Annotated in this window: 16 protein-coding genes; 15 read left to right on the forward strand and 1 reads right to left on the reverse strand. The window is 34.4% G+C overall.

Annotated features, from left to right (window positions below; translation table 11 throughout):
• Position 1 precedes the first annotated feature (1 nt).
• The 5 genes from DFR54_RS04480 to DFR54_RS04500 all read left to right on the forward strand — a co-directional run bounded on the left by DFR54_RS04480 (position 2) and on the right by DFR54_RS04500 (position 4,917).
• Positions 2-757: a Stp1/IreP family PP2C-type Ser/Thr phosphatase gene (locus tag DFR54_RS04480; RefSeq protein WP_114289091.1), complete on the forward strand. Its 756-nt coding sequence runs from the start codon at positions 2-4 to the stop codon at positions 755-757.
• Positions 754-2,592: a Stk1 family PASTA domain-containing Ser/Thr kinase gene (gene pknB, locus DFR54_RS04485; protein ID WP_114289092.1), complete on the forward strand. Its 1,839-nt coding sequence runs from the start codon at positions 754-756 to the stop codon at positions 2,590-2,592. The genes DFR54_RS04480 and pknB overlap by 4 nt, the downstream gene beginning before the upstream one ends.
• A 112-nt stretch (positions 2,593-2,704) precedes the next feature.
• A complete protein-coding gene (gene rsgA, locus DFR54_RS04490) occupies positions 2,705-3,586 on the forward strand; it encodes a ribosome small subunit-dependent GTPase A (RefSeq protein ID WP_114289093.1) in 882 nt (293 codons plus the stop codon).
• A gap of 12 nt (positions 3,587-3,598) precedes the next feature.
• On the forward strand, positions 3,599-4,252 hold the full coding sequence (gene rpe / locus DFR54_RS04495; protein WP_114289094.1) for a ribulose-phosphate 3-epimerase: 654 nt from the start codon (positions 3,599-3,601) through the stop codon (positions 4,250-4,252).
• Entirely contained in the window at positions 4,252-4,917 is a 666-nt protein-coding gene (locus DFR54_RS04500; RefSeq protein ID WP_114289095.1) for a thiamine diphosphokinase, read from the forward strand. Before rpe ends, DFR54_RS04500 begins: the two co-directional genes overlap by 1 nt.
• Positions 4,918-4,999: 82 nt before the next feature.
• On the opposite strand, the gene rpmB is transcribed toward DFR54_RS04500, so the two are convergent.
• Positions 5,000-5,188 carry a 50S ribosomal protein L28 gene (gene rpmB / locus DFR54_RS04505; RefSeq protein WP_086340982.1) on the reverse strand — a complete coding sequence of 63 codons (189 nt, stop codon included), beginning with the start codon at positions 5,186-5,188 and terminating at the stop codon, positions 5,000-5,002.
• Between the two features lie 208 nt (positions 5,189-5,396).
• Here rpmB and DFR54_RS04510 point away from each other — a divergent pair, with 208 nt between their 5' ends.
• The 10 genes from DFR54_RS04510 to DFR54_RS04555 all read left to right on the forward strand — a co-directional run bounded on the left by DFR54_RS04510 (position 5,397) and on the right by DFR54_RS04555 (position 17,178).
• On the forward strand, positions 5,397-5,762 hold the full coding sequence (locus tag DFR54_RS04510; protein ID WP_086340983.1) for an Asp23/Gls24 family envelope stress response protein: 366 nt from the start codon (positions 5,397-5,399) through the stop codon (positions 5,760-5,762).
• Positions 5,763-5,860: 98 nt separating this feature from the next.
• Positions 5,861-7,495: a DAK2 domain-containing protein gene (locus DFR54_RS04515; RefSeq protein WP_170126922.1), complete on the forward strand. Its 1,635-nt coding sequence runs from the start codon at positions 5,861-5,863 to the stop codon at positions 7,493-7,495.
• Between the two features lie 85 nt (positions 7,496-7,580).
• The gene (recG, locus tag DFR54_RS04520) at positions 7,581-9,620 is read left to right on the forward strand and encodes an ATP-dependent DNA helicase RecG (protein WP_114289097.1); all 2,040 of its coding nucleotides are present in this window, start codon (positions 7,581-7,583) and stop codon (positions 9,618-9,620) included.
• Positions 9,621-9,676: 56 nt separating this feature from the next.
• A complete protein-coding gene (plsX, locus tag DFR54_RS04525) occupies positions 9,677-10,681 on the forward strand; it encodes a phosphate acyltransferase PlsX (RefSeq protein ID WP_114289098.1) in 1,005 nt (334 codons plus the stop codon).
• A 96-nt stretch (positions 10,682-10,777) separates the two neighbouring features.
• Positions 10,778-11,017 carry an acyl carrier protein gene (acpP, locus tag DFR54_RS04530; protein WP_206966621.1) on the forward strand — a complete coding sequence of 80 codons (240 nt, stop codon included), beginning with the start codon at positions 10,778-10,780 and terminating at the stop codon, positions 11,015-11,017.
• 514 nt (positions 11,018-11,531) lie between these two features.
• The gene (locus tag DFR54_RS04535) at positions 11,532-12,536 is read left to right on the forward strand and encodes an ABC transporter ATP-binding protein (protein ID WP_086340988.1); all 1,005 of its coding nucleotides are present in this window, start codon (positions 11,532-11,534) and stop codon (positions 12,534-12,536) included.
• On the forward strand, positions 12,536-13,483 hold the full coding sequence (locus tag DFR54_RS04540; protein ID WP_114289099.1) for an ATP-binding cassette domain-containing protein: 948 nt from the start codon (positions 12,536-12,538) through the stop codon (positions 13,481-13,483). The genes DFR54_RS04535 and DFR54_RS04540 overlap by 1 nt, the downstream gene beginning before the upstream one ends.
• Positions 13,484-13,485: 2 nt before the next feature.
• Positions 13,486-14,448: an oligopeptide ABC transporter permease gene (gene opp4B / locus DFR54_RS04545; RefSeq protein ID WP_114289100.1), complete on the forward strand. Its 963-nt coding sequence runs from the start codon at positions 13,486-13,488 to the stop codon at positions 14,446-14,448.
• A 30-nt stretch (positions 14,449-14,478) separates the two neighbouring features.
• Positions 14,479-15,375, forward strand: a complete 897-nt coding sequence (locus tag DFR54_RS04550) for an ABC transporter permease (protein ID WP_170126918.1) — start codon at positions 14,479-14,481, stop codon at positions 15,373-15,375.
• Positions 15,376-15,402: 27 nt separating this feature from the next.
• A complete protein-coding gene (locus DFR54_RS04555; RefSeq protein ID WP_114289102.1) occupies positions 15,403-17,178 on the forward strand; it encodes an oligopeptide ABC transporter substrate-binding protein in 1,776 nt (591 codons plus the stop codon).
• The last annotated feature ends 110 nt before the right edge of the window (positions 17,179-17,288 follow it).

Consider the following 17,288-nt stretch of genomic DNA (forward strand, 5'->3'; position numbering starts at 1 on the left):
TATGCAGATTGAATTCCAGACAAATGTCGGACGCAAAAGAAAGAGTAATCAAGATACAGTAGGAGTTTTTGAAAACAAATTAGGTATTGTTATTGGGATTGTTGCGGATGGTATGGGAGGTCATCAAGCAGGAGATACAGCGAGTCAATTAGCTGTGACAGGCTTAGGAACTTCATGGGAAAAAACAGCATTAGAAACTCAAGAGGAAGTAGCAAGATGGTTGATTTCTGCTATTCAAAAAGAAAATAGAGAAATCTATGCAGAAGGAAGTAGTAGTCCAGAAAAGTTTGGTATGGGAACAACTATTGTTGTGGCAGCTATCTTAAAAGATGAATTATTACTTGCACACGTTGGTGATAGTCGTGGCTATATTGTTAGAAAGCCTACAATTAAACAATTAACAAGTGATCATTCATTAGTGAATGAATTAGTAAAAACTGGTGAAATCACAACGGCAATGGCTAGAAGGCATCCGAAAAAGAATGTCTTACTTCGTTCTGTAGGTGTACCAGGTGAGATTGAAGTTGATCTTTCAGTCACAAGTGTTAAAGAAAATGATTATGTTTTATTATGTTCAGACGGCTTAAGTAACATGTTAGATGATGAAGAAATCAAAGAAATTATTTTAAAAGATATGTCTTTAGAACAAAAAGTAACATTATTAGTAGATGGAGCAAATGAAGCTGGTGGTAGTGATAATATCACGGTTCTATTAATAAATTTTGATGAAAACAATAAGGGAGGTGAAATCGAATGATCAATATTGGCACAAAAATAGGTGAACGTTATGAAATTATTGGCAATATCGGTAGCGGAGGTATGGCAAATGTTTATTTAGCAAATGATTTAATTTTGAATCGAGAAGTAGCGATTAAAGTCTTACGTTTTGACTTTCAAAATGATCAGGATGCTATTCGTCGTTTTCAAAGAGAGGCCTTAGCTGCTACTGAGATGGTCCATCCCAATATTGTAACTGTTTATGACGTTGGCGAAGAAAATGACATGCAATATATTGTTATGGAATATGTTAAAGGGACAGATTTAAAAAGATATATTAAAGAAAATCCATCTATTCCATTACCAACAATTGTTAATATCATGGGGCAAATATTATCAGCGATTTCACTTGCCCACGATCATCAAATTATTCACCGTGATTTAAAACCTCAAAATGTGTTAGTTGATGAAGATGGTACAGTTAAGATTACGGATTTTGGTATTGCAATAGCTTTATCAGAAACTTCCTTAACTCAAACAAATACTTTGCTAGGTTCTGTCCATTATTTATCACCAGAACAAGCTCGTGGAGGTATGGCAACTAGACAATCGGATATTTATGCTTTAGGGATTATTTTGTACGAACTATTAACAGGTTCAGTTCCTTTTGAAGGTGAGTCAGCAGTTTCAATTGCTTTAAAACATTTTCAAAATGATATCCCATCTGTTAGACAGAGACACCCAGAAATTCCACAACCTTTAGAAAATGTGGTGTTAAAAGCAACAGCTAAAGAAATTACAGACCGTTACAAAACAGTTAATGAAATGTATGCTGATATTAGTACGTCCCTAAATCCAGAAAGAGCTAATGAACCAATATTTACGCCATCTGCGATGTTAGAAGAAACGATTATGATGCAACCTTTAGATGATGTCTATGTTCCGTCTATTCCAGAGGATTCAAAACAGCCGGCTTACTTAGATGACGATGATGACGAACTTGATGATGTGAAGAAAAAATCTAAGCGTGGTATGAAAATATTTTTTGCTTTGCTTGCAGTTGTTTTATTAGTTTCAGGAGGACTGTTTTTTCTAGGTCAACGCCAAAAAAATAATGGAGATGTTGAAATCCCTGATATTACAGGAAAAACAGAAGCCCAAGCAAGAGCTATTTTAAAAGACAATAGTATTACGGTGAAAAAAGTTGAAGAAATAAAAGATGACGAAGTTGATAAAGGTTTAGTAGTAAAAACACAACCACCAATTGGAACATCTGTTAAGAAAAACAGTGGGGATATTACTATTTATATTAGTTCTGGGAAATCAGAAATTAGTATGCCAGATTATAGTCAAATGGATGTCATTGACGCTAAGGAAGATTTGATTAGTAAAGGTTTTAAGGATGAAAATATAGAAATAAAAGAAGAAAATTCAGAAGAATATAAAGATAATATTGTCTTTAAACAAACACCAAAAGCCAATCGTAAAGTCGTTCCAGAAGAAACTAAAGTAACTTTATACGTTAGTAAGGGAGCCTCTACATTTACTTTAGATAATATGTATGGTTACTCTAAAAACCGTGTAGAAACTTATCTAGATAGTATGGGACTTGTTTTAGATGCAAGATCAGAATATACGGATGCTGTGCCTCAAGGCCAAGTTTACTATACAGTACCTGGTAGTGGTGAATTAGTTAGTAAAGGAAGCGTAGTGACAGTTGTCTTTTCAGCTGGAAAAGACCCATCAACTATACCTTCAACTAGTAGTTCATCTTCCTCATCTTCAAGCTCTAGTACTACTAGTAAAGACGAACCAAGTGAACCATCAGAACCAGCAACAGAAACAACAAATAGTGAACAATCACCAGGTAGTTAAATGAAATAGGGAGTATGACGTAACTTTTTAACTTATGTCATACTCCCTATTTTTATCTGTGATTTGTGATACAATAAAAAAGAATAAATGAAGCGGATAAAAGGGGGACAATATGCCAAAAGGTCAAATTAGAAAAGCTTTAAGTGGGTTTTATTATGTTAAACATGAAGACACTCTTTACCAAACAAGGGGACGTGGCAATTTTAGAAATCGAAATATTACACCTCTTGTTGGTGATTGGGTAGAATTTGAAAGTAGCAGTATTACAGATGGCTATGTGTTAGAGGTCTTAGAAAGAAAAAACGAATTAATCAGACCACAAGTCTCAAATGTTGATTTAGGCGTAGTTGTGACAAGTTGTGTGAAACCAAATTTTTCATATAATTTATTAGATCGTTTCTTAGTAACTCTGGAATCAAAAAATATCCAACCTTTAATTTATATAACTAAAATGGATATTGCTCCAGATGATGTTATTCATGAGATGGAAAAAATGAGATCGTATTATGAATCAATTGGTTATCCTGTTTTATTTTCGGATACACCAGATAAAGATGTCTTAACGACTTATTTTAAAGATAAATTAACTGTGTTTATGGGACAATCAGGAGCTGGTAAATCAACGCTTCTGAACAAGGTAGCACCTGATTTGAATTTAGAGGTTGCTGATATCTCTGAGGCTTTAGGTCGCGGTCGTCATACAACAAGACACGTTGAACTAATTGAACTTCACGGTGGCCTTGTAGCAGATACACCGGGTTTTAGCTCTATTGATTTCTTAGAAATTGAATTACAAGAATTACCAAAACAATTCCCAGAATTTTTAGAGGCTTCGGAGTTTTGTAAATTTAGAGAGTGTCAACATCAGAAAGAACCTAAATGTGAAGTAAAAAAAAGAGTAGACAGTGAAGAAATATTATTATCACGCTACGAAAATTACTTACAATTTTATGAAGAAGTTAGAACAAGAAAACCTAAATATAATAAAAAGTGAGGAAGATGAAAAATGGTAAAAATCGCTCCATCAATTTTAAGTGCAGACTTTGCTAATTTAGAAAGAGATATTCGTTTAGTAGATGAAAAAGGTGCAGATTATATTCATGTTGATGTAATGGATGGTCAATTTGTTCCAAATATTACGTTAGGCGCTAATATTGTTTCAGCTATTCGTCCAGTAACGAAACTACCTTTAGATGTCCATTTAATGGTTCAAGATCCAGAACGTTTTATTGAGGATTTCGCTAAAGCTGGTTCAGATATTATTACAGTTCATCAGGAAAGCACAGTTCATATTCACCGTGCTATGCAAATGATTAAAAATTGTGGTGTTAAAGCTGGTGTCGTTATAAATCCTGGAACACCCGTATCGGCTATTGAAGAAGTACTGCCTCTAGCGGATTTAGTCTTAATTATGACTGTTAACCCTGGTTTTGGTGGACAAGCTTTCATTAGCGAGTGTTTAACAAAAGTTGAACGCTTAAATGAATTAAGAAAAGAAAAAGGCTACACTTATGAAATTGAAATTGATGGCGGTGTAGATGATAAGACAGCACCGCTATGTGTTCAAGCTGGAGCAGACGTTTTAGTTGCTGGGTCTTACGTGTATAATTCTCCAGATGTTGGTGAGAGAATCAAAAAAATAAGAGAAGTTACAAGATAATGATTAAAGATGTTGTGATTATTGGTGGTGCTCCGCCTAGTACTTGGCCAGAGATGTCTCAATTTAAAATAGAAGAAACAGCTTTTATTGGCGTAGACAGAGGTAGTTTGTATGGTGTAAAAGCAGGTTTACCTATCATGGAAGCTGTTGGAGACTTTGACTCCTTATCTGAGACTGAATGGATTTGGTTAGAGAAAAATATAACTAATATTAGTCGTTGTGCAGCTGAAAAAGATGACACAGATATGGAACTTGGTGTATTAAAGGCAATTGAAAAATATCCAAAGGCTAATTACTATTTGATTGGAGCAACAGGTGGTAGATTAGATCACTGTTTAGGTAATATTTGGTTACCACTTCAAGAAAGATTTCTCCCGATATTAGAGAGACTTTCAATTTTAGATAACCAAAATTCGATAGTTTACTACTTGCCAGGTGAGTATGAGATAATAAAAGAAGAAGATAAAGATTATTTAGCATATATTTGCTTAACACCAGTTAGAAAATTAAGTTTATTTGATGCGAAATATCAATTAGATCAAGTTGATTTTTTATATCCTAGATCATTATCCAGTAATGAATTTGTAGGAGATACGAGTCGCTTTGCTTTTGAAGATGGGATTCTTGCGACAATTCAATCGAAAGACTTAAAAAAAGAAAGCTAGAAAATCTCTAGCTTTCTTTTTCATGCAAAAAACAAAAGAAAAAGAGTCTAGAGAAAGTCTCTAGACTCTTGTTTTATCTTTATTAAACACGTTCAACTTTACCTGATTTCAAAGCACGAGTAGAAACCCAAACTTTTTTAGGCTTACCGTCTACTAAGATACGAACTTTTTGTAAGTTAGCACCCCAAGTACGTTTAGAAGCGTTCATTGCGTGAGAGCGTGTGTTACCTGATCTTGCTTTACGCCCAGTTATATAACATTCTTTTGCCATGATATTCCCTCCTTTGCTTTGAATATATCATTTTGCACATTAATCACACTAGAATAATTTATCATAGATTACTTATTTATGCAATAAAAATTTGAAGATAAATCCATTTAGTTTTTAACAAAACAGGAATTTTTCTTTAATAATTATGTGCTGTGTGATAAAATGATGAATGATAATGGGAAATTACTGACTATAGGGAGGTAGCAAAATGGCTGTAAAAATTAAAACACAAGCTGGTACCATTGAAATTTCTAACGATGTCATCGCTACTGTTGTCGGCGGAGCTGCAACAGATATCTATGGGATTGTTGGCATGGCAAGTAAAAATCAAATTAAAGATAACTTAAATGATATTTTAGGTAAAGAAAACTACTCACGTGGCGTTGTTGTACGTCAAGAAGAAAATGGTGTAGCAGTTGATGTTTATATCATGGTGAGTTACGGAACTAAAATTTCTGAAGTAAGTCGAAATGTACAAGAAAGTGTTAAATACAATCTTGAAACAATGCTAGGCGTTGTGGCTAACTCGGTAAATATTTTTATCCAAGGTGTACGTGTACAATCTGAAAAATAATTGATTGCACAAGACAATCGAATGTGTATGTTTTTAAAGAATTGAGGAGGAACATTTTAGTGGAAGTCAAAGCAATCAATGGAGGACAATTTCAAGCAATGGTTCAGGCAGGTGCCAACCGCCTAAATCAAAACGCTGAATTTGTCAATTCCTTAAATGTTTTCCCTGTGCCAGATGGTGACACAGGAACAAATATGGATTTATCAATGACAAGTGGAGCTAAAGCAGTTAGAGATGCGACTAGCGAGCATGTTGGAGAGTTAGCAGGGATTTTATCAAAAGGATTACTAATGGGAGCTAGAGGGAATTCTGGGGTTATTTTATCTCAGTTATTCCGCGGATTCTCAAAAGAAATTATTGAAAAAGAAACGTTAAGTGCTCAAGACTTAGCAGACGCTTTTAAAAACGGTGTTGAAACTGCTTATAAAGCGGTTATGAAACCTGTTGAAGGAACTATTTTAACAGTTTCAAGAGGAGCAGCAATTGGCGCTGAGAAAAAAGCAGCTAAATCAGATGACTGTATTGAAGTAATGGAAGCAGCTCTTAAAGGTGCTAAAAAAGCATTAGCTAAAACACCAGATATGTTACCAGTCTTGAAAGAGGTTGGCGTTGTAGACAGTGGTGGACAAGGTTTAGTTTTTGTTTATGAAGGATTTTTAGAATCATTATCAGGGAAAATTGTTGAGAGTGAAATTCATCAACCAACACCTGGCCAAATGGATGCAATGGTTAATGCAGAACACCACAGAAGTGTTTCTGGTGCTGTAGCAACTGAGGATATTAAGTTTGGTTACTGTACTGAAATTATGGTACGTATTGGTGAAGGTCCAACAGTTGATAGTGAGTTTGATTACGATACATTTAGAAACTACTTGAATGACTTAGGAGATTCTTTATTAGTTGTTGCTGATGACGAGATTATTAAAGTTCACGTTCATACAGAGCAACCTGGAGAAGTTAGGAACTATGGTCAAAAATTTGGTTCTTTAATCAAAATTAAAGTAGATAACATGCGTGTTCAACATGAAACTATTTTAGAGAGTGAAAGTGAAAATACGTCAGCTCCTAAAGAACGCGTGCCTTACGGAATTATCTCTGTAGCAGCAGGTGAAGGAATTCAAGAATTATTCCGCAGTATGGGTGCTAACTATATTATCAGTGGCGGTCAAACAATGAACCCAAGTACAGAAGATATCTTAAAAGCAATTGAAGCAGTTAATGCAGATAATGTGATTATATTACCTAACAATAAAAATATCTTCATGGCAGCAGACCAAGCTGCTGAAGTAAGTGAAATACCAGCAGTGGTAATTCCTTCAAAAACAATTTCTCAAGGTATGACAGCTTTATTAGGCTTTAATGATCAATTACCTTTAGCAGATAATGAAGCTGCAATGAGAGATATGTTAGAAGAAGTAACTAGTGGTTCAGTAACAACAGCAGTTCGCGATACTTCAATTGATGGAGTTGAGATTAGAGAAAATGACTGTCTAGGAATGATTGAAGGTAAAATCGTTGTTTCGATACCAGATCGTTTTGATGCCTCTTTAGCAACATTAAAAGGCATGATTAATGAAGATTCTGAAATTGTCACAATTATTGTCGGCGAAGAAGGAACTAAAGAAGAAGCACAAAAATTAGAAGAAGCACTTTTAGAGTGGAACGATGAGTTAGAAATTGAAATTCATCAAGGTGACCAACCTGTTTATCCATATCTATTTGCAGCTGAATAACAAAATGACAAGAGGCTGATCGTGAAAATGTTCAGCCTCTTTTTTATGAAGAAGGATTATATTCTAATGTAGAGGAGGGGAATCTGTGGATGAATTAAATCAGTCAGTCGCTTGGCTAAAAGGAGTAGGTCCTAAAAAAAGCGAAGTATTAAATAGTTTAGGTATTAAAACCGTTTATGATTTATTAACTTACTACCCTTTTCGTTATGATGATATTCAAGAGAAAAGTCTAGATGAGATTCAAGATCAAGAAAAAGTTGTTTTAAAAGGAACGGTTTTAGCTGAACCTGTTGTCAGCTATTACGGATTTAAGAAAAGTAGACTTGTTTTTAGAATGATGACTGAACAAGCTGTTATCGGTGTCACTTTTTTCAACCAACCCTTTTTAAAATCTAAAATTAATGCTTCAGAGGAAATTGCGATTTACGGGAAATGGGATGGACGTAGAAAAGCATTGACAGGAATGAAAGTTCTAGCAACTCAAGAAGAAGAACTAGATTTTTCTCCGATTTACCACGTGAATAAACAAATCAGACAAAAGACATTAGTTGATTTAATTAAGCAAACTTGGGAGTTGTATGGGCATTTATTACCAGAAAACTTACCTGAGTGGTTAACTAGTAAATACCGTTTAATGCCAAAAAGACAAGCTGCCTATGCCATGCATTTTCCAGAAACAATAGAAGAAAATAGATTAGCTAAAAGAAGACTTGCTTTTGAAGAGTTCTTTTTATTTCAATTAAAGATGATTCAGTTGAAAAAACAGGAAACATCAAAAGATTTAGGGAAATCAATTATGTACGATGTGAAGGTGTTGAAAGAGTTTATTAAAACACTACCCTTTGAATTAACAGGAGCTCAAAAAAGAGTGGTTAATGAAATCTGTGCTGATTTAAGAAGTCAAGAACATATGCACAGGCTTCTCCAAGGAGATGTGGGAAGTGGTAAAACAATTGTCGCAGCGATTGCATTATATGCTGTAGTCAGTGAAGGTTTGCAAGGAGCTTTAATGGTACCTACAGAAATATTAGCTGAACAACATATGGAAAGTTTAACCGATGTTTTCTCAAAAACAGATGTTAAGGTAGGACTTTTAACGAGCTCAACTAAAACGGCTGAGAGACGTCAAATTTTAGCTGATTTAGCAAGTGGCGAGATGGATATTATAGTAGGAACTCATTCTTTAATTCAAGATGATATTATTTTTAATGATTTAAGTTTAGCTATTATTGATGAGCAACATCGGTTTGGTGTGAATCAAAGAAAAGCTTTAAGAGAAAAAGGTAACCAAGCAGATGTATTGTTTATGACAGCCACTCCAATACCGAGAACTCTTGCCATTACAGCTTACGGTGAAATGGATGTGTCTATCATTGATGAGCTTCCAGCAGGCCGAATACCTATTGAAACAAGGTGGATTTTACCTAAACAAGTAGATTCGGTTTTAACGTGGTTAAATAGCCAGTTAAAAAATGGTCAGCAAGTTTATGTTATTTGCCCTTTAATAGAAGAATCTGAAATGTTAGATGTAAAAAATGCGACAGAAATTTATGAGCACCTTAAACAATTTTTTGAACCAAACTTCAAAGTTGGTTTACTTCACGGGAAAATGAAATCTCAAGAAAAAGATGAAATCATGACTAAGTTTAAAGACAATGACATGCAAATACTTGTTTCGACAACGGTTATAGAAGTAGGAGTCAATGTCCCTAATGCAACGACGATGATGATAATGGATGCAGACCGTTTTGGTTTAGCTCAGCTCCACCAGCTCAGAGGACGTGTTGGTCGAGGTAGTCTAGCCTCATATTGTATTTTAGTAGCCAGTCCAAAAAGTGATCAAGGGAAAGAGCGAATGAAAATCATGACTGAAACAACAGATGGGTTTGTTTTAAGTCAAAAAGATTTAGAAATGCGTGGACCAGGAGACTTTTTTGGTTCCAAGCAATCAGGTTTGCCAGAGTTTAAAGTGGGAGATATTGTGGCAGATGAGATGATTTTAGAAACTGCTCGAGTAGAAGCAACCCAGTTAATTGAAACGGATGACTGGATGAATGATCCAGCTAATGCTGGTTTAGTAACTAGTTTAAATGAAAGAAGAGAAGAATCAGAGTTCTTTGATTAGGTTCTTTATGATAAAATAAAAAAGCAAATGTAATGACAAACTAGGAGGTAGGCAAAGTGAGAATAGCAGTAGACGCTATGGGTGGCGATAATGCACCAAAAGCGATTGTTGAAGGTATCAACTTAGCAAAAAAAGATTTTCCTGAAATTGAATTTTTACTATTTGGTAAAGAAGCAGAAATAAAAAAATATTTAACAGACGAAGTGAATGTCACAATTGTTCATACAGATGAAAAAATTGAAAGTGATGATGAACCGGTTAAATCAATTCGTAAGAAAAAACAAGCATCAATGGTGTTAGCTGCTCATGCAGTAAAAAATGGAGAAGCAGATGCCATTTTTTCAGCAGGAAATACTGGTGCATTATTAGCATCAGGTCTTTTTATTATTGGTCGTATTAAACAAGTGGAGCGTCCTGGTTTAATGACAACCATGCCTGTTTTTACTGGAGAAAAAAATGCTGGTTTTGATTTTATTGACATGGGAGCTAACGCAGATAATAAAGCAGAGCATTTATTAACTTACGGTATTTTAGGTTCTTTCTACGCTAAAAAAGTTAGACATATTGATAATCCTAGAGTTGCTCTTTTAAATAATGGCAGCGAGGAAACAAAAGGTAGTGAGTTAACAAAAGCAGCCTTTGAATTATTATCTAATGAACCAAGTATTAATTTTATTGGTAATATTGAAGCTCGTGATGTGTTTGATGGTGGAGCTGACGTTGTTGTAACAGATGGTTTCACAGGTAATGCTGTTTTGAAATCAGTTGAAGGAACAGCTCAAGCTATTATGGGTGTGTTAAAATCATCTATTAAAGATGGTGGTATGAAGAGTAAAATGGGCGCCTTATTATTAAAGGATAGCCTAATGGGCATGAAAGACAAAATGGATTATTCAAGTCACGGTGGAGCTGTGTTGTTTGGTGTTAAAGCACCAGTTGTTAAAACACATGGTTCAACAGGTCCAGATGCTGTTAGAAATACTATCAGCCAAATTAAAACAATGCTAGAAGAAGACTTAGTAAAAGATTTACAAACCTTCTTTGAAGAGTCAAAAGCTTAAAATTTTTTTAAGATAGACAAATGTTCTCTTTGGAAGTAAAATTAAGTTTACGAGGGATTTAAAACGCAGTACAAATGAAATGGGGGTGCAATGGATTTGAATCGTGAAGAAGTATTTGGGAAAATTAAAGATATTATAGTAGAACACTTTGAAATTGATGAAGATAAAGTAACTGAAAGCATCAGTATTAAAGATGATTTAGAAGCAGATTCAATCAGCATTATGGAGTTTGTTTTAGAATTAGAAGATGTATTTGAAGCAGAAATATCAGATGAAGCCGCAGAAAAAATTGAAACAGTCGGTGCAGCTGTTGATTATATTATGGCAAATCAGTAATTATTAGAAAACGAATTAGCAAATGTTTAAAATGATTTAAACATAGTTAATTCGTTTTTTACTATATTACATAGGTTTTTTAATAAAAAAGGTGCGTAAAACACACTTTTTTGGTAAAATAAATAAAAAAAGAGTCATTTTTTTTAGAAAAACTGTCTTTTTTTCATATTGAATTACACGTAATTGTTTCTGAATCACACACAATTCGTTTTATAATAAAAATATAATGAAATCAGATTTTAAAGACAATTATCAGATAAATGAACATTTATATAACATGCATTATTTGGGTAAAATGAGTGTAATTATCTTAAAATGAGTAAAAGCACATTTTTTTTTAATTATTATATAACCGTATTTTAGTGATGACTATTGATTAATTTGTGTAATTCTAATATAATTAAAGGATATCTTGAGGTTTTTTTTATGAAAATCTATGGACAATAATGAAGTGTTTATGAAGAAAGATAAGAAATGAAATCAGTACGGGAATAGAACAGGAAGGAGAATTCTATTGTTTGTTGACAACAAGTTATTAGAAATTAGAAATTTGCACACTGGTTTTCGAATCAAGGATGATTATTATGATGCAGTCGATGACGTATCGCTGACATTAGATAAAAATGAAATTTTAGCAATTGTTGGGGAGTCGGGTTGTGGTAAAAGTACCTTAGCTATGACAATTATGGGATTACAAAACCCAGACCAAACTAGAATTACAGGGGACATCATCTATAACGATTTGAACTTAAATGGTCTGTCTGAAACGTTATACAATAAGGTAAGAGGAAATGATATCGGTATGATTTTCCAGGATCCATTGTCTGCGTTAAACCCATTAATGAGAATTGGTGATCAAATTGCCGAAGCGCTGTTTTATCATACTGATTTAAATGAAGATGAGCGTAACAAAAGAGCTATCGATTTATTAGAGCAAGTTGGGATTAGAAATCCTGAGCGTGTGGCAAAACAATACCCACATGAGTTATCAGGAGGTATGAGACAACGTGTTATTATCGCGATTGCAATCTCATGTAAACCACCAATTATTATTGCGGATGAGCCAACAACAGCTCTTGACGTAACAATCCAAGCTCAAATTTTAGATTTATTAAATGATTTACAAAAAGAAACTGAATCTGGCATTATTTTAATTACCCATGACTTAGGTGTAGTAGCTGAAACTGCAGACCGTGTTGCTGTAATGTATGCGGGTCAAATTGTAGAAGAAGCGCCTGTTGCAGAGTTATTTAAAAACCCACAACATCCTTATACAAGATCATTACTAAACTCAATTCCACAAGAAGATGCACATGATAGTGATTTACATGTTATCGAAGGAGTTGTACCAACGCTTAAAAATATGGAACGCGTTGGTTGTCGATTTGCAGAACGTATTCCTTGGATTTCTGCTGATGCTCATGAAGAGAAACCAACTTTACATGAAGTAAGCCCGGGACATTTTGTACGTTGTACATGCTACAAACATTTTGATTTTAAAGAAGAAGGAGAAGCGTAATGGGATTAATAGAAATTAAAGATTTAAAAGTACACTATCCTATTCGTGGAGGCTTCTTTAATAAAGTAGTAGATTATGTATATGCGGTAGATGGTGTAGACTTCCAAATCGAAGCAGGAACAACTTACGGTTTAGTAGGTGAATCTGGTTCAGGAAAATCAACAATTGGTAAAACAATTGTTGGATTAGAAAAAGCAACAGCTGGAGAAATTATTTTTGAAGGCAATAATGTTGTTAAGAAAAGTGTACGTAAACAAATTGGTTATAATAAAGATGTTCAAATGATTTTCCAAGATTCAATGTCAAGTTTGAATCCAAAGAAACGTGTATTAGACATTATTGCAGAACCAATTCGTAACTTTGAAAAATTATCTGATCAAGAAGAAAAGAAAAAAGTTCAAGGTTTATTAGATATCGTTGGGATGCCAACAGATGCTTTATACAAATATCCTCATGAGTTCTCGGGTGGACAAAGACAACGTTTAGGTGTTGCTCGTGCAGTAGCTACAAACCCTAAATTAATCATTGCCGATGAGCCAGTATCAGCTCTTGACTTATCTGTACAAGCGCAAGTACTTAACTTCATGAAACGTATTCAAGAAGAGTACAACTTAAGTTACTTATTTATCTCTCATGACTTAGGTGTAGTTAAACATATGTGTGACAACATTGCTATTATGAATAAAGGTCGCTTTGTAGAAATTGGAACGCGTGATGATATTTACAACAATCCGCAACATATTTATACAAAACGCTTATTATCAGCAATTCCTAAAATTGATGTAGATAATCGTGAAGCACATAAAGAAAATCGTCGTAAAGTTGAAAGAGAATATGACGAACTTTACAATCTATACTATGATGAAGACGGTCGAGTTTATGACCTACAAACTATTAGTTCAACTCATCAAGCTGCCGTTAAATTGAGCGAAAGAGGGGGAGAATAGTTATGTGGAAAACGATACTTCGACGTGTATTAGCAATGATTCCTCAAATCATTATTTTAAGTTTATTCATCTTTATTTTAGCTAAAGCTATGCCAGGGGATCCGTTTACTGGATTGATTAACCCGAACATGGACCCAGCAACTATTGAAAAAATGCGTGAAGCAGCGGGATTAAACAACCCTTGGTACGTACAGTATTGGGATTGGATTACAAATGCTGTTCAAGGTGATTTTGGGCAAAGTTTCCTATTTAAATTACCAGTAACAGATATTATTGGACAACGTGTAACAAATACAATCTGGTTATCATTAATGACAGCTATTTTGTCTTACGCGATTGCTTTACCTTTAGGATTATTCTCAGGTAGATATCAAAACTCTTTATTTGATAAGACTGTAGTAGTTTATAACTTTGTCAGTTTTGCTGTTCCAATCTTTATCTTTGCTTTATTAATGTTGTTTATCTTTGGTTACCGCTTAGACTGGTTCCCAACAACAGGATCAGTTGCCTCAGGTTTAGAGCCGGGAACAATGTCTTATTTCTGGAGTAAAATCTATCACATGATTTTACCAGCAATCTCTCAAGCTTTACTAGCAACAGCAGTTACAATTCAATACTTACGTAACGAAGTAATTGATGCACAGCAAATGGACTTTGTTCGTACTGCAAGAGCTAAAGGTGTTCCAACAAATAAAGTATTTACAAGACACATTTTCAGAAATGCTTCATTACCAATTGCAGCACAATTAAGTTATGAAATTTCAGCACTTATCAGTGGTTCAGTTGTTATTGAGCAAACTTTCGCTTATCCAGGTATCGGTAAATTATTTATTGATGCAATTAATGGACGTGACTACTCAGTTATTACAGCCTTAGTATTAATCCTAGGTATTGTAACAATTGTCGGAAACTTAATTTCTGACATCGTAATGAGTATCGTAGATCCAAGAATTCGTATTCAATAATAAGCTTAGGATTAGGAAAGGAGAAGAATAATGAATAAAGAAGAAAAACAAGAAACAATCAGTGCGCCACCAACTGGCTTTAAAATGATTGTTAGAGAATTTAAAAAAGATAAACTAGCGTTATTTTCACTAGGATTATTAACTATATTACTACTAACTATTTTTATCGGAGCAATGATGTTAGATAAAGATGCAGTTATGAAAGTAAGTATTTTTGATAAATACGGTGAACCAGGTGTTAATGGGTTCATTTTAGGAGCTGATGAGGGTGGTCGTGATGTGTTTGGCCAATTAATTATCGGTGCTAGAAACTCAGTTGTTATCGGATTTGCGATTACTATCGTTACTTCTATTATTGGGGTAGGTCTTGGTATTATTGCAGGTTATTATGGTGGTATCATAGATACTATCATTATGCGTATAGTAGATTTTATTATGGTATTACCTATGATAATGATTGTTATTGTATTTGTTACAATCATACCTAAATATAATATGATGAGTTTTGTTTGGATTATGAGTGCTTTTTATTGGGTAGCTAAGGCAAGGCTGTTTAGAGGTAAAACTTTATCAGAGTCTCGTCGTGATTATATTAGTGCTTCAAAAACATTAGGTACAAGTGATTTCAAAATTATGTTTGGTGAGTTAATGCCAAACTTGAGTTCTTTAATTATTACTAACTTGACGATTAACTTCGCGGCAAACATCGGGATTGAAACAACTCTATCTTATTTAGGGTTTGGTTTACCGCCGGGAACACCAAGTTTAGGAACTCTTATTGGATATGCGTCAAATGGTGTCGTATTATCTGAAAAAACATGGATTTGGGCTCCTGCATCAATACTTATTTTAGTGATGATGCTGAGTATAAATTATGTTGGTCAAGCATTTAAGCGTTCTGCTGATGCTCGCCAGCGACTAGGTTAACAAAAGAAGAATAGGGGGAAATGAAGGATGAAGTACAAAAAGTTAGTTAGTGCAATGGCACTAGGAGCTGCAGTGACAGTTGGTTTAGCTGCCTGTGGTGGAAAAAAAGACGATGGAAAGAAATCGGGAGATACTAAGCAAGAAGACGTATCACAATTTCCAATCGAAGTAAGCAACAAAGAAAAAGCAAAAGAGGGCGGTACTCTTGAAGTAGCTGTAGCAATGGATACTCAGTTTGCAGGTTTATTTGTAACTGAATTCTATGAAAATAACTATGACGCACAATTCATGTTACCATCTCACGAAGAAATTTTCCGTTCAGATAGTAACTTTGAAACAACTGATGGCGGTATCGTTAAAAAAGATATCGATGTTGACAAGAAAACTATCAAATTAACAATTACTAAGGATGCTAAATGGTCAGATGGTGAACCTTTAGTTGCTGAAGATTTAATTCAACCTTATTTAGTTATTGCTCACCCAGACTACGCTGGTATTCGTTATGGTGAAGACTTTACAAACGTTGTTGGTGTTGAAGAATACCATGATGGAAAAGCTGATTCAATTTCAGGACTTAAGAAAATCGATGATAAATCAATCGAAATTACTTACAAAGAAATGAATCCTGGTATGAAACAAACAAGTGAAACTGTTTGGTCAAGTGCTATGCCTGCTCATATTTTCAAAGATATGCCGGTTAAAGGTATGGAATCAAGTGATCCAGTTCGTAAGTCTCCTGTAACATTAGGACCTTACAAAATGACAAAAATTAATCAAGGTGAGTCTGTTGAGTACACACCTAACGAATTCTACTATGGCGAAAAACCAAAATTAGAAAAAATCGTTATGAGAGTTGCTCCAACAAACTCAATTACTGAAGCAATGAAAGCTAAAAAATATGACATGGTATTATCTATGCCAACTGATAACTACCCATCATACAAAGACATTGAAGGTTATGAAATTTTAGGTCGTCCAGACTTAGCTTATACTTATATTGGATTTAAATTAGGTAAGTGGGACGAAAAAGAAGGTAAAGTTGCCTACAACCCAGAATCTAAAATGGCTAACAAAGAATTACGTCAAGCAATGGCTTATGCTGTAGATAACAATGCAATTGGTGAAAAATATTACCACGGTTTACGCCAAGCGGCAAATGCTATGGTGCCACCAATCTTCTCTGAATTTAGTGCTAAAGATTTAGAAGGTTACACTAAACAAGACATCGAAAAAGCTAATAAATTATTAGATGACGCTGGTTACAAGAAAAAAGATGGCGAAGAATTCCGTCGTGATCCAAAAGGTGAAAAATTAGAGATTAAATTTGCATCAATGGCTGGTGGAGAAACTGCTCAACCATTAGCAGAGTACTATGTTAACTGTTGGAGAGAAATCGGTTTAGATGTATCATTAGCAACAGGTCGTTTAATCGAGTTTAACTCATTCTACGATAAACTTAAAAATGATGACCCAGAAATTGATGTATACCAAGCTGCTTGGGGCTTAAGTGCAGATCCATCTCAATCAGGATTATACGCACCAACAGCATCATTTAACTACACTCGTTTCGAATCAGATAAAAACACTGAATTAATGAACAACATTGACTCAGAAAAATCATTTGATACAGAATACCGTGCAAAAGCATTTAAAGAATGGCAAGAATATGCAAGTGATGAAGCATTTGTATTCCCAACATTATTTAGAGATCAAGTATTACCTGTAAGTGAAAACGTAACTGGCTTTACTTGGGCTTATGACGCACAAGATAACCCATGGGCATCTATTGGTTTAACTAAATAATTATTAGTTACTATCAACTTGAGAAAAGCTTTTCTCAAGTTGATAGTTTTTGTTTTAAAAGAGGACAAAACAACGTATAATAGAAATTGAACATTTTGAATGAGAGGAAG

It is taken from the genome of Vagococcus fluvialis (assembly GCF_003337315.1).
GTDB classification, from domain to species: Bacteria; Bacillota; Bacilli; order Lactobacillales; family Vagococcaceae; genus Vagococcus; species Vagococcus fluvialis.

Excerpts from the sequence above, each read along its gene's own strand:
- DFR54_RS04515 (WP_170126922.1), top strand. The coding sequence starts at position 5,861 with ATGGTTCAGGCAGGTGCCAACCGCCTAAATCAAAACGCTGAATTTGTC.
- rsgA (WP_114289093.1), top strand. The coding sequence starts at position 2,705 with ATGCCAAAAGGTCAAATTAGAAAAGCTTTAAGTGGGTTTTATTATGTT.
- DFR54_RS04510 (WP_086340983.1), top strand. The coding sequence starts at position 5,397 with ATGGCTGTAAAAATTAAAACACAAGCTGGTACCATTGAAATTTCTAAC.
- DFR54_RS04500 (WP_114289095.1), top strand. The coding sequence starts at position 4,252 with ATGATTAAAGATGTTGTGATTATTGGTGGTGCTCCGCCTAGTACTTGG.
- DFR54_RS04540 (WP_114289099.1), top strand. The coding sequence starts at position 12,536 with ATGGGATTAATAGAAATTAAAGATTTAAAAGTACACTATCCTATTCGT.
- rpmB (WP_086340982.1), bottom strand. The coding sequence starts at position 5,188 with ATGGCAAAAGAATGTTATATAACTGGGCGTAAAGCAAGATCAGGTAAC.
- DFR54_RS04480 (WP_114289091.1), top strand. The coding sequence starts at position 2 with ATGCAGATTGAATTCCAGACAAATGTCGGACGCAAAAGAAAGAGTAAT.
- pknB (WP_114289092.1), top strand. The coding sequence starts at position 754 with ATGATCAATATTGGCACAAAAATAGGTGAACGTTATGAAATTATTGGC.
- rpe (WP_114289094.1), top strand. The coding sequence starts at position 3,599 with ATGGTAAAAATCGCTCCATCAATTTTAAGTGCAGACTTTGCTAATTTA.
- opp4B (WP_114289100.1), top strand. The coding sequence starts at position 13,486 with ATGTGGAAAACGATACTTCGACGTGTATTAGCAATGATTCCTCAAATC.
- DFR54_RS04550 (WP_170126918.1), top strand. The coding sequence starts at position 14,479 with ATGAATAAAGAAGAAAAACAAGAAACAATCAGTGCGCCACCAACTGGC.
- DFR54_RS04555 (WP_114289102.1), top strand. The coding sequence starts at position 15,403 with ATGAAGTACAAAAAGTTAGTTAGTGCAATGGCACTAGGAGCTGCAGTG.